We start from the raw sequence: 15,186 nt of genomic DNA on the forward strand, positions 1-15,186 counted from the left end.
TTTTAATAGTATTCATGACAGTTGTAAATAAATTAAACCTCATAAATTAATTATGAGGTTTAAATATTATTGTTTATAAAATTATTCCGGCATTGCTTTCCATTTTTGGAGAACAGATGTATAGAAATACATAAAGATAAACCCACCCACAAGAAGAATATAGCTTATCCCAAGTCCTAAATAATCAAATACCGTGACACAGGTTTTAGTCTGAGAAATATCATAGCTGTCATAAATTTCTACACCGCACATTGCTTTTTGATGCATATTGATAATTCCAAAAATTAAAAGAAGAAATAATACAAAACCATTCATCGAAATATTAACAAAAACAGAAGAAACCATTTTGCTTAGAGCTTCCATTTTCAATATCGGAATAAGAAGGATAACCAGTGAAACCAGCAGCAAGAAATATAAAACGAAAAACTCTTCCCTAAACCCTGTAACTGCATTGTACATTACGATGACCAGCGTAACCGCCAAAACAAGCAATCCTGCGCTGATTACACTGAACAGAAGGGATTTCAATCCTGTAATTCTAAAGCTGAAAATAAAAGTTGAAAGAAAAAAGGCAATCCAGATATAAATATGAACATTCTCTGAAAAGAAATCTTCATTTTTTACCCTATCTACGTTTTCCAACAGCTCTTTAATGTGATCTGTACTGTAATAATAGTCGGTGACATTATTTTTAAAATAATCCTGCGGAGAGATCTGATTATTGATATCAGGATTAAATGCACGTATTTTCACACTATCACTCACGATATTCCCCTCTTCATCAATAGCAGCAGCAACTGAATCAACTGCAATGGCAGAATCATAGTATTCATTATCGTCATTTCCGCGAGGCTGATAATCTTTAATAAAATACCGCACCTCAAAATTAGGATTTTGGGGAGTATAAATCATTTTTACCCAGCTCTTTGCTTCCAGATTATTTGCAACTCTGTAATTTTTAGAAATGGTAAGAAAATCTGTCAGTAATTTTTCCAGTTCAGCAGGATTTTTTCTGTCTAAAAGTTCTGCAGTTTTCTGGTTGATTATGGCTTTTTTATTTTTCAGGGTCTGATTAGGAGAATCTCTGTCATAATAATAATTGCCATCAATCGCTACAACTTCGTCATCATAAGTTTTAAAGTCATTATCATACAATATACTTGAAAAATTGTAATACGTAAGTCCTGTTGTTTTAATATAAGGAGAAACATCCACTACCTCTTTTTTGAAATAAAAAATCTCAGATTTTTCTTTTCTGTCGGAATAAGCGATAGGTGTTTTCAGTGAAGCTTCGGGTTCCGGAATGATAAATTCATTTCGTTTGTCTTTCTTGAATGAAGTTTTAGAGTACACCGAGTTAAACTGATACACTCTGTCATAATACACAAAATATTTTTTGGTTCTGTCAATATCATCAATATGAGTTTCACAATACAAATTATAGAAAGGTTTAGGAAAAAGTCGGTTTTCCAGCGTGTAATTTTCCAGATTTTGTGAAAGAAAAGGATGTACCCTGTTGATGATATCAGTATTTTTTGTCATTTCCTCATCAGAATACTTCTGGTTGATAAACAATCTGAAACCAATCATATAGGAAAAGAAAAAAGTTGTGCTCGCAAAAATGATGATAAAATACTGTACAAATTGAGCAAACAATTTACCTTTTGACGAAGGATAAAAGTTTTTGAAAGCGTTGTTTTTGAACATCATCAGAAGCCAGCCAACAATCATCAAAACAGAGATAATAAGGTGTATAAAGATAACCCCGTCTGTATAGTAGTCATTTTTAACGCTGTATTTTTGCAGTGAAACAGGATCTATATGTGAAAGATACCCAATCACAAAAAACAGTATATGTACAGCTAAACTTGCCAAAAGCATCCACACGATTCTGGTATTCCAGATGGTAGGATATTTTTCAAGCAGATATTGATTGAATTGATTTATTTTTTGCATTTTTTTAAAGATTAAAGAAGATTAACTCACGAAAAATCTTCTTGTGGAAGATGAAATATTTCGGATATATACAATTTCTGCTCCGGCGGTTCCTAAAGCTTTTATTACCTCCGAAAACTTAGTTTCAGAAGGAAAATAGGCTACGAAAATACCTCCGTTAAAATTTAGTTTTTCAGGATTAAAATCTCTGAAAATCTCCAGGAGTTTTTCTCGGGATTCAGGGGTGTCGATTTCGATAATCAGATGGGAATTTTCAACATCCTGAAGTTCAGAATTGTCTTTATACTGACCGTTTTTCAGGAAAATAACTTTATCTGAAATTTTTTCCACTTCATACAATTGCTGTGAACTCAGAATCAAAGCGATGGGATTATTAACAGAATTGGCAATTGATTTTAAATCTTCCAGAATGACCTGCTGCGCCAGAACATCCAGATTCGCCAAAGGCTCATCCAGCAAAAGAATTTCAGGCTTTCTCAACAGCGTTCTTGCAAGCTCAAAACGCATTTTATAACCGGAAGAAAGCTCGCTCCATTTCAAATGTTTATAATTCCACAAACCGAGACGGGCAATCATCATCAGAGTTCTGGTTTCATTTTCTTCAGGAGAAACTCCGTAATTGGAAAGTACAAATTTTAAATTGTCTTTCAGGCTTCCATACCATTTTTCTGTTCGTTGCGGAATATAAACCAGTTTCGTACGAAGATCAAAATCATTTTTTGGTTGATGATTAAAAGAATAATTGAGCTCGCCTTCATTATAAGAAATTTCTTTGGCTAAAATTCTCAAAAGTGTGGTTTTCCCATTTCCGTTCTCTCCTACCAAACCATAAACCTGACCTTTATTGATTTCCACAGAAACAGGTCCGAGAGAAAATCGGTTGCTTCCATAAGATTTCAGGATGTTTCTTGCCCGAAGAACAGATTGTTCCAACGGATGCTCCTGTACAGGAATTTTTTCAATTTTGAGGAGAAGATCATTAGATTTCTGAATGAGCTCATCTGTATAGTTGGGATATTTTTCCTTCCAGTCTGTAAGCTCAATTGCTTCTCTGTAGATATGCATATTTTGAGTATCCATCGCGCAATCTAACAGTTTTCTGAAGCCTAAAACAGTATCTTTGTTGTCGAAAAAATGCTTCACTTCAACGACACGCTGTTGGTGTTTCGTCATTAGGTTTTATTTAGTGTTTCGAAGATAATTATTTTAATTCAAATGAAAGAGAAAATTAATATTTGGGTACGATTAAAATCAAATTGATGCAGAGATCCACATAAAATAATTGGCAGCATATAAAGTGATGAAAAGTAATAAGATTTTATCCTGAATAGCCTCAAAATTTTCTGAACTGGTGATGTCATAGTTATAGATCATGTTTATCCAACGATAAGATGCTTTAAAGATGAGTAAATCTTCGTTTTGATGATTGGTAAGAATAAACTTCTCCTTCAAAAAGCCTGAATATTTTAATACAAATTCCTCCTCTTTACCTGATAATTTCATTCTTATGACCAAATCACCATTCCAGTTCATTTTTAAAACAGCAATAATTTCTGTATCATTTTTTATTTCAATATTTTTTTTCCAAAAGCCTTTCGGTTCAATATCATATTTTTTACCGCCAATCTCCATTTCCGCATTAAATTTAAACCAATTACCATAAGTAAGCTTACCAAGGATCTGGCTGCCTGCTTTAATTTCAAATGATGTATTCTGAGATATTGCACTATATTCCATAAAGCCAATTTAGTTAAAATTCGTCAAATTTATCAAAGACAAACCCCGCAATATGATTACGGGGTTACAAAATATTGGTTGGTAGTTAATTTAAGTTTTCACATAAAACATCAGATCAAATCAGTTTTTAATTTTTAATTCCAGTTATTGAGGTATCTTTTTAAGAATTTCTTCCCGTTTTCAGACAGAAATTTATCGGCACATTCTATGAGATAACTTTCTTTAATAGATTCAGAACCTTTGTTTTTAAAAACTTTTATTTCGTTAAGAGGCTCCAGACGTTTATCGACAATTGGCAAATAAACCAGAAGATCGTTTCTGAGTTTTCCTAAGGTTGTTATATCGTCATAAGGATTAATCGGGTTGATCAATCCGTCATAATCAGAACCAATACAAATATGATCCCACGGACTGCGCTCTCCTACCCAGCTGATTTCAGAATATCCTAATCGTACAGCGTAAATGATATGAGCACAAAGCAGATAAATATGTCTCACCTGCCGATCGGTTTTCTGCTCTGTTGTGAAAGATTCTTCAAGATCAAAAGTTCCTTCTTTAAACCATTTGCGCCACTCGTAGAGCGGTATTGCTTCAGGGTCTTTAAAATATTCCGGTCTGGAACCATCCAGTAAGCCTTTTGCAGCTCCTAAAATACGCTGATCCATTGAGATTCCGATCAATCCGTTGCTTCGCATGATTTCGACAATTTCTTCATCAAATAAATTAATCGTCCAAGGATTGGCAAATAATTTATTGTTTAAAAGAAAATCTGTTTTACCGATAAATCTGTTCTTAGCCTGAATTTCACAAATTGTTTTGCCCTGAACATACCTGAAACTTGAACGGTAATTTTTTTGCTCTACAAAATCTTTGATGGAAGAAAATGTAAAACCTGTATGCGATGAAATAATCGGAAGTCTTAGCGTTTCGGGATATTCTTCTCCCAATTCTTCCCGAAACTGATAAAATTTGTGACGGGAAAACACACTCATATGTTTTATATCAATAAGAGAAGGATAAGGATGCAGAAAAACCGAACGGATAAAATCTTTACCTTTATCTGAAATTCCGAAACCCGTTTTAGGAATAAAATCTTCGCTTCGGAATGCTTTCTGTGCCGTTCCGTTGAGAGCCTGAGCAAAACCGCACATGTGCTGCTCGGGAATTTCGCTGAGATGAACGAGATTGATACTGAATAAATCTACATTATTTTTATCATCCTGAATCTCACGGTAACATTTTCCGGGATCTGTAGCTGCTCCCGATTCTCTGATCTTTGCCTCAGAAAAATTGTGTGCTCCTTCTACAGAAAAGGCAAGATAAGTATATTGCTGGCTGCAGAAAATATCTTCTGCCGGTTTTTGTTTTCTGTTGATAAATCGGATATTAAAATCTTTTTCAAGAGTGTTGTAATTTGATTGATAATAAGCAACTTCTTCTTTAAATAAATCAAAATAAGTAGTTTCCCTATTTTTTACACGGTCTATAAAACTCCAGTTGATAGGAAGCTTTGACGAGCTGAATCCCTTGAAAAAGCCATTGATATTTTCTGCAAAAGCATATTCCATCGCCATCAATGCGGTCACTCCGTACCCGAGCTGGCTGTTTTTTACCATTTTAGGAGATGACTGACTGTCGAATGCATTTCCCATAAACTCATCTATCGCACTCATCAATCCTTTTGTTTTGAAGTCAGAAATAAGAGGGAGACGACCGTTGTCTTTTATACTGATCAGATGTTTGAATAACAAATGAAAATGAAAATCAAATATATTTTTCATATCTGTCTTTTTTTAAGAATTGATTACTTTTTCTCTTATCAGCTTGAATGTTTCGAGAGTACTGTTTACATCGGGATTTATTATGCTTTCCTTTGCTGAATATCCTTTAGGTGAATTTTGCTCAATAATTTTTCTGGCATGATCAGACATTTCATATTCTTCAGTAATCAGGCTTTCTTCTTTACTAATTCCTTTTTTGATGCCTCTCAAAATTCCGTTCCATAGCATTTTAAGACTTTCGCCCACAGTTCTGAATGCCATGGCAACTTTGCTGATATCTTCATCTTTATAAGCATTAACCAAATCTGAACTATTGGGAATTTCTGCTTTTAAAAGTTTGTCAATATCCAAAATACCTGCTCCAAAGTTTGCAGGAAGACTGTGCTGCGTTCTTGCCGAACTTTTCAGACAACTTCTGAAAGCCTCAATAATCTCATAACCGTGATAGCTTTTCAACTTTTCTCTGTTTTTGTAAAGCCAGAGAACTGCTGCGGATGAAACGTGTGGTACTGCGTAACTCGTACCGTGACCATATCCCATCCCATAACGGAATAAACCTGTTTTTTCTTTCAAAAATTTTGGAACATACACATGCATTCCCGGTGCTGTAATATCGACTGTTTTTCCCCTAGAAGATCCTTTCCATTCTTTATCATCCGGATTTGAGGCGGCAACCGCAATAGTTCCGGGATGTACTGCCGGTGCCACGACTTCTCTTACTTCGTTTCCTGCTGCACAACACCAGATAATGCCTTTTTCATAGACTTTTTTTGCCAGATTGTACGTCGTCATCGTTGGAGGAAGTCCCATGCTCGTTGTAATTACTTTTGCGCCTGTAGCAATAGCCGCATCTACAGCCTTTGCCAGTTCTGCTTGTCTTCCTAAAATCAAGACATCCTGAGCAACACGATAAGGAATAAGTTTTACTCTGTTTTGCTGCAGTAATCCGCAATTCCCGTTTTCTTCTGTATCGGAATAAAGATTTCCTATAATAATACTTCCTGTACGCGCACCATGACCATAATCTGCCAAAGTGATCCTGTGATGCTCTTCTTCTCTGGAATTATCATCATCGTCTACAAAATCAAAATCTTCGGTAAGATCAAAAGCTCCGTAATTTTTCGGATGATGAGAATATCCGGTATCAAACTGAACAATTTTTATTGAATCTCCAATTGTATCGGTAACCGCTGAATTGTAATTCACGGCTTTCCAGTTCCACTGTCTGTAATCTTCTTTGTTTTTACCTTTTACATATTTGCTGGTCTGGTTGTACAGATCAAGAAAATGCTGTTCGTTATTAAAATCTTTAGAACCAGAGCTTTCAAAGGCTTTCAAATCATTGTCATGCGTTACTTCCATATTGAGATAAATCTCGCTGTCATATTCTGCATGAATAATTTCTTTTAATGAAAGTAATTCTCTGGCAAATTCGTTTGGATTTTTGCCTTCAGATGAGATATTCAGTACAAAAAGTTCTTCTTCATTTTCTTTTGCTGAGACAGGAGTTGCAAGATATAAGCTGAAGTCATTGCCATAATTGAGTTGTAGTTCGGTTTCAAGATTTTCAAAATTTTCAGGGCTGTTATTTGCCAGAATGATAAATGGAAACTTTTGAGAATTATCAGCAGATTTATTCTTATCCTGTAACTTAGTATCTGATACGAAATTTTTTAGTTTCTGTGCTTCATTTTTCACATCAGGAAGAGAGATTTCAGGCTGATTTTCTACTACTTCATCCAACTCTCTTTTAGCCTTATTGGTTCTTGCTAGAATTTCATTTTTTTTAAGATTATGCGCCGGCTTTTCAAAATTTTTCTTCTGGAGAAACTCCAATATTCTGCTGATCCGGATTCCGGCATTTCCTACCCATTCAATATCCTCATCAGGTGTTTCTGAGTTGGCAACAGTTCCGTATTTGGTAAGAGGATTTCCGTTTTCATCCATTTTTGGAACTCCTGTCTGATGTAGTGCTACAACCTCGCAGGTTCCCAATGCTAAAACCGGTGAACCGGAAGAACCCGGCAATGAATCGGTTTCATAAATAATCTGATCCTGATTTTCAGAAAAGAAAGAATTATTATTTAGGGAGATCTTTTTTGGCTGACCATTAGGATGCTGAATGATAATACAGGTTTCTCCCTTGATAATTTTACCGATATTCCCATCTATTTCTAAAGACGGAATATCTGTAATTTTTTTTCCTCTAAGATTAATTTCTTCTAAAGCTACCATTGTACAATCTAATCCCGAAAACTCATCTTCCTGACTTTTTTTGATGTGTGATGTAAAAAAGAAAGCTTCAGGTTCTGGTCTGAACTGTACCGGATTCAGTATTCTCCCTTCCTCATCAAGTTCATAGAAAAATTCAGCTTTAATATTTGCACACTCTTCTTCACCGGAAATCACATGATTATTGGTTACCAGAATATTTCCATTGATTAAAAAACCCGTTCCAACCGGTTTATTATTATGTAAAACCCTACAAACAGACTGGGATATTTTTAATATTTTGGAAAGATTAATAATGTCTACCAAGTCATTTTCTTCAATGATTCTTTCAATTCCCAGATTGAAATTAAAATTCTCACGGGCAACTCTGTTTTCTACACGCTTCTGATTATCTTCAAGATCAATAAGCGGATGATTTAGCAGCCGTGCTTCTTCCAGTCTGCTTTGATCTTTAATAATCTGATCGTACTGATTGACCAGCTTGTCAACAATGATTGCTTTTGTTTCAGCGGCATTAAAAAAGTTAAACATAAGATAAGTTTTTAAGGTTATTAGTCAATAATGAGAGATATGAAGTAAATAAAAAGTCACTTAAAAATTACAGAAAAAAGTTACTATAATTTAAAATAAGTCACAACTGTTTTCCTGAAATATTTTATCCGAAATTACTATAAATCAAGTTTGTAAAAAATAGCACTTTTGGGTGATATTTTGATGATCTAGAAAAAACTTATAAAATTGTTTGAATAAAAGTATAAATCAATAATATTATGAATAAATAAAATATTAAAAGAAAAATACTCAAAATTTAAATTGATAAAAAATCGTATTTTTGTGGAATAAATCAACAAAAAAAGAGTTTAAACTTTTGCTTTTGTAATACGAATCGGCAAAATTCACAAAGACACAAAATACAAACAGTTGAGCTCCTGCCTTATTTGGCGAGGGCTTTCCTGTTTTATGTGTCAAGGCTTTGCCGAGCCTGTATTACTAAAGCGAGGAAAAGTTCCTCGCTTTTTTTACAGAAAAGTTTAAGAATTATAAATTATATTTGAAAAATTTAAATACCGTGAAAAAATCTATATTAATTATTTCAATTTTATTACTAAGCTCATGTAATGAAAAAAAATCACAAAATATAATAAGTAATAACAATAGTGATACAATCACGGCAGATCAGAAAATTATACAAAATTCTTTTACCTCTCTACTAAACCAAAAAATAAATATGGAGGGACTGAAACTTGAAAACAAAGAAAATCTTAAAAAGTTTAACGGTTTTAAAGGACTAAAAATTGATAGTAATTTTAAAGATTTTATAATTGATAGTGAATCTAAAATTATAACTGATAAAAATATCAAAAATCACAACTTTAAAGAGGTTCAATATATTCCTAAATCATTAGACATTAAATCTGGTCGCGGTAATATTATGTTTGTGAATTTAATATTTATAGATGAAATTTTAAAAAAAATAGAAATTCACCAACAAGAAAGTTGGCAAATTAGTTCTACTGAATATCAATCCAACAAATTTTCGCGTGGAATAAAACATAATAGCTTTATCGAAATATTTACATCAGCGTTTGGTAAACCAGATTCTTTCCAATATTTTATATGGGGGAAGCAACCTCAGAAAATGAATGGTGATTTTAATAAAAATCTAAATGAAATAGATCAATCGTATAATGAAACACAAAATAGTGGGAAGTTTACATCGGTAGATTTAGAATGACATAATGAAAAACTTAGTTATTATTTGTCCATTAAGCCTGAAGATATGAATTATCTATTTCCAGATTCCGAAAAAAAGAACTTATCTACAAGTTCGTTTGTATCCATTCAAGATATTGATTCCCAAAATATTATCAATGAAATAACAAATGAGATTGCTAAACAAGATAATATGAGGAGAGAAAAAGAAAAGGAAAATAAGAAGATTCAAGATAAGAAAAATTCGATACAAAGTCTATAATAAGTTACAATATGAGATTAAGAATATTTATAATATTATCTTTATTATGTTTTTTTTCTGTATTCTCACAGAATAAATTTGTGAGGAACTATACACTTTTTTCAATTATAAAAAATAATAAAATAAGTGAAATAAAGCCTACACAAGTGACCGTCGAGTACGATTATCCTCTAAAAAAAATTACAATTAATAAATTCGACGGTCAAAAAGAAATTTACAAAATCACTTCTAAATTTCAAAAATCTAATACAAGCAGTGGTGAAAAATTTTACGAAACAATTGCAACTGATGGAAATTACGATTTTCTTTTTCGATTTTTAGAAAATAAATTAATGATTATAAATATGGTTACTCGAAATGGCTTAGTTCTATATAAATAATTTTTTGAATATGATTATATTAGGAATAATTGCTTTAATAATTATCATTTATCTACTTGATAAAAACAGACATAAAAATGAGATTATTGAGAGGTTAGATAATGAAAAAAATCAGCTGTTAAAATCGAAAAACGGTGAAGAACTAAGAGTCGGGGAAAAAATTGTTGAAGAATTTTATAAATTATTAAATGCTAGTTCTCCGAGATTAAAAGTTAATACTCACGTAAATGAAAATTTCAGAAAAAGAACGTTTGTCTCTTCAATAAACGGAATTAAAAGTTGTTACTTTGAAATTGTAATTAAAGACAATAATGTAATTACGATTGAGTTTGATGCTCATACATCTTACAATAGTGAAGACAACTATCATTATTTTACTTACAATGAAAATATTGCCATGACTGCAAAAAAACTCTGGGCTACAGTTGTTGACCAAATGATTTATGAAAAAATAATTGATGGTAATTGCAAAACTTTGTATTAAGTTGTATGAGCTAATTTCTTTATGATATGAATAAAAAAGCGGAAAAAAAATCTTCCGCTTTTACTTTATCTCATTCCAAAAACTACATCACCTCCATTTTGAAACTCATGCTTTCGATCACTTTCAGAATGGCTTCTACTGTATCCATAGACGTTAAACATGGGACACCGTTTTCCACACTCATTCTTCGGATCTGGAAACCGTCTCTTTCCGACTGTTTTCCTTTCGTCATGGTATTGACAACATATTGTACTTTTCCTTTCTGGATCAGATCAATCAGGTTAACACTCTCCTCCCCGATTTTATATCCGATTTTGCAAGGAATTCCTTTTTCTTCGAAGAATTTTGCAGTTCCTTCTGTTGCCCAGATTCTGAAACCAACTTCATGAAATCTTGAAGCCAAATCTGCTGCTTCCTGCTTATGTTTATCAGCAACTGTAAACAAGATCGAACCGTGCATCGGAACTTTTCTTCCTGCTGCAACCAATCCTTTGTATAAAGCTTTTTCCAAAGTCGTATCTTTCCCCATAACTTCTCCTGTAGACTTCATTTCTGGACCTAAAGAGATATCTACTTTCGTTAATTTTGAGAAAGAAAATACCGGAACTTTTACGAAAACCCCTTCTTTATTTGGAACTAATCCGCTTACGTAGCCCAGATCTTTCAGTTTCTGACCTAAGATTGCTTTAGTAGCCAGATTTGCCATCGGAACTTCGGTAATTTTAGACAAGAAAGGAACTGTTCTCGATGATCTTGGATTTACTTCAATTACATATACATTTCCTTCAAAAAGAACGTATTGGATGTTCATTAATCCTATCACGTTTAATCCTTTTGCCAATCTTTTCGTATAATCAACCAAAGTATCAATTTCGCTTTGTGAAATATTCTGTGGAGGATACACCGCAATTGAGTCTCCGGAGTGAACTCCCGCTCTCTCGATATGCTCCATAATTCCCGGAATGATTACCGTTTCACCGTCACAGATAGCGTCGATTTCCACTTCTTTTCCAACCATATATTTGTCGACCAAAACAGGATGTTCAGGACTTGCTTCTACTGCATTTTCCATGTAATGTGCCAATTCTGTTTCCGTATAAACAATTTCCATGGCTCTACCTCCTAAAACGTAACTTGGACGCACCAATACCGGATAACCGATTTCGTTGGCAATTTTTATTGCTTCTTCTTTTGAAACAGATGTTTTTCCTAAAGGCTGCGGAATCTGCATTTCCTGAAGTGCTTTTTCAAACTTGTCTCTGTTTTCGGCTCTATCAAGGTCTTCCAGAGAAGTTCCTAAAATCTGAACTCCGTGAGAAGCTAATTTGTCCGCTAAATTGATCGCTGTTTGTCCACCAAACTGTACCACAACTCCTTTTGGTTTTTCCAGATCAATGATGTTCATTACATCTTCCTCTGTTAAAGGCTCGAAGTATAATTTATCTGAAATCGAGAAGTCTGTAGAAACCGTTTCAGGGTTGTTGTTGATGATAATCGCTTCATAGCCCATTTCTTTGATTGCCCAAACTGAATGTACCGTTGCGTAGTCAAACTCAACACCTTGACCAATTCTGATTGGACCAGAACCCAAAACGATAATTTTTTCTTTATTTGAAACAACCGATTCGTTTTCTTCTTCGTAAGTTCCGTAGAAATAAGGAGTTTCAGATTCGAATTCTGCCGCACAGGTGTCTACCATTTTATAAACAGGCATTACTCCGCTCTCTTTTCTGAAGTTGAATACTTCTCTTTGAGAAACTTCCCAAAGGTAAGCGATATTTAAATCTGCAAAACCTAATTTTTTAGCTTCAATTAAAATTTCTTTGTTGAATTTATTGTCAGCTATTGTTTTTTCAAAATCAATTAGTTTTTTGATTTTCCAGATGAAGAATTTATCTATTTTACTCCATTCTACAATTTGTTCCCAATCGTAACCTCTTCTTAAAGCATCACCGATAATGAACAGTCTTTCGTCATCACAAACTCTTATTCTTCTTTCAATTTCTTCCGCTGTTAAAGCTTCAGCCTGCTTCGTTTTTAAACCAATATGTCTTATTCCTGTTTCCAGAGAACGGATGGCTTTCTGTAAAGATTCTTCAAAATTTCTTCCGATTGCCATCACTTCACCTGTTGCTTTCATCTGGGTTGACAATCTTCTGTCTGCTGTTTCGAATTTATCGAATGGAAATCTTGGGAATTTGGTTACCACATAATCCAAAGCCGGCTCGAAACAAGCATACGTTTTTCCGGTAACCGGATTCATGATTTCATCTAAAGTTAAACCTACTGCGATTTTCGCTGCAATTTTTGCAATCGGATAACCTGTTGCTTTTGATGCTAAAGCAGATGAACGAGAAACTCTCGGATTCACTTCAATGATATAATACTCGAATGAATGTGGGTCTAAAGCCAGCTGTACATTACAACCACCTTCAATTCCTAATGCTCTGATGATTTTTAATGAAGCATTTCTTAACAATTGATATTCTCTGTCTGAAAGCGTCTGAGAAGGTGCCACAACGATTGAATCTCCAGTGTGAACTCCCACCGGATCGATGTTTTCCATGTTACAAACCACAATGGCGTTGTCGTTGGCATCACGCATTACTTCATACTCAATTTCTTTGAAACCTGCGATTGATTTTTCGATCAGACACTGGGTAACCGGGCTGTGTTTGAGACCTAATTCAGCGATTTCTTTTAATTCAGTTTCGTTGGAAGCGATACCACCTCCTGTTCCACCCATGGTAAAGGCTGGACGAACAATTACCGGATATCCGATATTATCAGCAAAGTTTAATGCTCCTTCAACGGTATTTACGATGTCTGATTCCGGAACCGGTTCGTTTAATTCTCTCATCAATTCGCGGAACAAGTCTCTGTCTTCCGCTCTGTTGATGGCTGAAAGTTTCGTTCCCAAAACTTCTACTTTACATTCTTCAAGAATTCCTGATTTTTCCAATTCTACCGCCATGTTCAGACCTGTTTGTCCGCCAAGAGTCGGTAAAAGCGCATCCGGACGCTCTTTTCTGATGATATGACTTACAAACTGAAGTGAAATCGGCTCAATGTAAACTTTATCTGCGATTTCCACATCCGTCATAATCGTTGCAGGATTTGAATTGATCAAAATTACCTTGTAACCTTCTTCTTTCAAAGACAAGCAAGCCTGCGTTCCTGCGTAATCAAATTCAGCAGCCTGACCGATGATAATTGGACCTGAACCGATTACTAAAATTGTTTTTATGTCTGTACGTTTTGCCATTTCTAAGTTAGATGTTAGATGCTAGATGCTAGAAGTTAGATGTTAGACTTTAGCACTGTTTTTTATTTAGATTTAATTTTAAAACTTGTCATTCCGAGGAATCGAGGAATCTCTTTTTTAATTATTGAGATTCTTCACTTCGCTATTGCTTCATTCAGAATGACAAACTGAATATTTTACTTTTTAAAGTTTTCCATTAATTCAATGAAATCATCGAATAAGTAATTCGCATCTTCAGGACCCGGACTTGCTTCCGGGTGATACTGAACGGAGAAACAAGGGTGAATTTTGTGTTTCAAACCTTCGTTGGTTCTGTCGTTCAATGCGATATGCGTCTCAACTAAATCTGTATTTTTTAAACTCTCTTGGTCTACCGCATAACCATGGTTCTGAGAAGTGATCGCTACTTTGTTTTTTTCTAAATCTAGCACTGGGTGATTTCCTCCTCTGTGACCGAATTTTAGTTTGAACGTTTTTGCGCCACAAGCCAAACCAATTAACTGATGACCTAAACAGATTCCGAAGATTGGAACTTTTCCTAAAATTCCTCTGATCATTTCTAAAGCCTGTTGGTTATCTTCAGGATCTCCGGGACCGTTGGAAAGCATTACTCCGTCCGGATTCATCAGTAAAATTTCTTCTGCGGTAACATCCTGAGAAACTACCGTAATATCACAGTTTCTTTGAGATAACTCTCTGATAATTCCTAATTTAGAACCGAAATCCACAAGCACTACTTTAAGACCTCTTCCCGGATTTGCATAAGGCGTTTTCGTTGAAACCTGCTCTACCTGATTGGTTGGAAAGTTGGTTGATTTTAATTCTGAAACGACAGTGCTTTCATCAGCATCAGCGTTTACGATTTTACCTTTCACAACACCGTGATTACGAAGAATTCTCGTCAATCTTCTGGTATCAATTCCTGAAATTCCTGAAAGGTTTTTCTTTTTAAATAATTCATCTAAAGTAATCTGAGTACGGAAATTCGATGGCAAATCACAAAGTTCTTTTACAATAAGACCTTTAATTGCGGGTTCAATACTCTCATAATCATCTCTATTAATCCCATAGTTTCCGATTAATGGATAGGTCATACACACAATCTGACCGCAATAAGACGGATCAGAAATCAGTTCCTGATACCCTGTCATTCCGGTATTGAAAACTACTTCCCCCGCAGTTTCCAATTCTGCTCCGAAACCTTCTCCATGAAACACTTCACCGGACTCCAGTATTAACTTTTTCTTCATTTTTTAAATTAGATATTAGATTTTAGAAATTAGAAGTTAGACTTCTGCATTCTGTTATTTTATTTCTTTTTTACTTTATTTTTTAAACCACCCCGTCAAAAATTCATTCTGAATTTTCGCCACCCC

At 34.3% G+C, this 15,186-nt stretch carries 9 protein-coding genes; 2 read left to right on the forward strand and 7 right to left on the reverse strand.

All coding sequences use genetic code 11. The features are described 5' to 3' along the window. Positions 1 to 81: 81 nt before the first annotated feature. The 5 genes from FOL89_RS10415 to FOL89_RS10435 form a co-directional block, all read right to left on the reverse strand. The gene (locus tag FOL89_RS10415; protein WP_144282738.1) at positions 82 to 1,956 is read right to left on the reverse strand and encodes a hypothetical protein; all 1,875 of its coding nucleotides are present in this window, start codon (positions 1,954 to 1,956) and stop codon (positions 82 to 84) included. A gap of 21 nt (positions 1,957 to 1,977) precedes the next feature. Continuing rightward, a complete protein-coding gene (locus FOL89_RS10420; protein WP_144282739.1) occupies positions 1,978 to 3,129 on the reverse strand; it encodes an ABC transporter ATP-binding protein in 1,152 nt (383 codons plus the stop codon). Positions 3,130 to 3,207: 78 nt separating this feature from the next. Further along, the gene (locus tag FOL89_RS10425; protein ID WP_144282740.1) at positions 3,208 to 3,693 is read right to left on the reverse strand and encodes a hypothetical protein; all 486 of its coding nucleotides are present in this window, start codon (positions 3,691 to 3,693) and stop codon (positions 3,208 to 3,210) included. Positions 3,694 to 3,827: 134 nt separating this feature from the next. After that, positions 3,828 to 5,474 carry an amidohydrolase family protein gene (locus FOL89_RS10430; RefSeq protein ID WP_144282741.1) on the reverse strand — a complete coding sequence of 549 codons (1,647 nt, stop codon included), beginning with the start codon at positions 5,472 to 5,474 and terminating at the stop codon, positions 3,828 to 3,830. A gap of 12 nt (positions 5,475 to 5,486) precedes the next feature. After that, the gene (locus FOL89_RS10435; RefSeq protein WP_144282742.1) at positions 5,487 to 8,237 is read right to left on the reverse strand and encodes a S8 family serine peptidase; all 2,751 of its coding nucleotides are present in this window, start codon (positions 8,235 to 8,237) and stop codon (positions 5,487 to 5,489) included. 538 nt (positions 8,238 to 8,775) lie between these two features. On the opposite strand from FOL89_RS10435, the gene FOL89_RS10440 reads away from it, so the two are divergent. Together FOL89_RS10440 and FOL89_RS10450 are read left to right on the forward strand one after the other, a co-directional pair. Further along, entirely contained in the window at positions 8,776 to 9,441 is a 666-nt protein-coding gene (locus tag FOL89_RS10440; RefSeq protein ID WP_144282743.1) for a hypothetical protein, read from the forward strand. Between the two features lie 630 nt (positions 9,442 to 10,071). Then, complete coding sequence (locus FOL89_RS10450; protein WP_144282745.1) at positions 10,072 to 10,545, forward strand: hypothetical protein; 474 nt, start codon at positions 10,072 to 10,074, stop codon at positions 10,543 to 10,545. 82 nt (positions 10,546 to 10,627) lie between these two features. Here FOL89_RS10450 and carB read toward each other — a convergent pair whose 3' ends face one another. Together carB and FOL89_RS10460 are read right to left on the reverse strand one after the other, a co-directional pair. Next, positions 10,628 to 13,810: a carbamoyl-phosphate synthase large subunit gene (gene carB / locus FOL89_RS10455; protein WP_144282746.1), complete on the reverse strand. Its 3,183-nt coding sequence runs from the start codon at positions 13,808 to 13,810 to the stop codon at positions 10,628 to 10,630. A 176-nt stretch (positions 13,811 to 13,986) separates the two neighbouring features. Then, entirely contained in the window at positions 13,987 to 15,060 is a 1,074-nt protein-coding gene (locus FOL89_RS10460; protein WP_144282747.1) for a carbamoyl phosphate synthase small subunit, read from the reverse strand. Positions 15,061 to 15,186 lie beyond the last annotated feature (126 nt).

Source organism: Chryseobacterium echinoideorum (genome assembly GCF_007474535.1).
Classification (GTDB): domain Bacteria; phylum Bacteroidota; class Bacteroidia; order Flavobacteriales; family Weeksellaceae; genus Chryseobacterium; species Chryseobacterium echinoideorum.

Excerpts from the sequence above, each read along its gene's own strand:
- FOL89_RS10415 (WP_144282738.1), bottom strand. The coding sequence starts at position 1,956 with ATGCAAAAAATAAATCAATTCAATCAATATCTGCTTGAAAAATATCCT.
- FOL89_RS10420 (WP_144282739.1), bottom strand. The coding sequence starts at position 3,129 with ATGACGAAACACCAACAGCGTGTCGTTGAAGTGAAGCATTTTTTCGAC.
- FOL89_RS10425 (WP_144282740.1), bottom strand. The coding sequence starts at position 3,693 with ATGGAATATAGTGCAATATCTCAGAATACATCATTTGAAATTAAAGCA.
- FOL89_RS10430 (WP_144282741.1), bottom strand. The coding sequence starts at position 5,474 with ATGAAAAATATATTTGATTTTCATTTTCATTTGTTATTCAAACATCTG.
- FOL89_RS10435 (WP_144282742.1), bottom strand. The coding sequence starts at position 8,237 with ATGTTTAACTTTTTTAATGCCGCTGAAACAAAAGCAATCATTGTTGAC.
- FOL89_RS10450 (WP_144282745.1), top strand. The coding sequence starts at position 10,072 with ATGATTATATTAGGAATAATTGCTTTAATAATTATCATTTATCTACTT.
- carB (WP_144282746.1), bottom strand. The coding sequence starts at position 13,810 with ATGGCAAAACGTACAGACATAAAAACAATTTTAGTAATCGGTTCAGGT.
- FOL89_RS10460 (WP_144282747.1), bottom strand. The coding sequence starts at position 15,060 with ATGAAGAAAAAGTTAATACTGGAGTCCGGTGAAGTGTTTCATGGAGAA.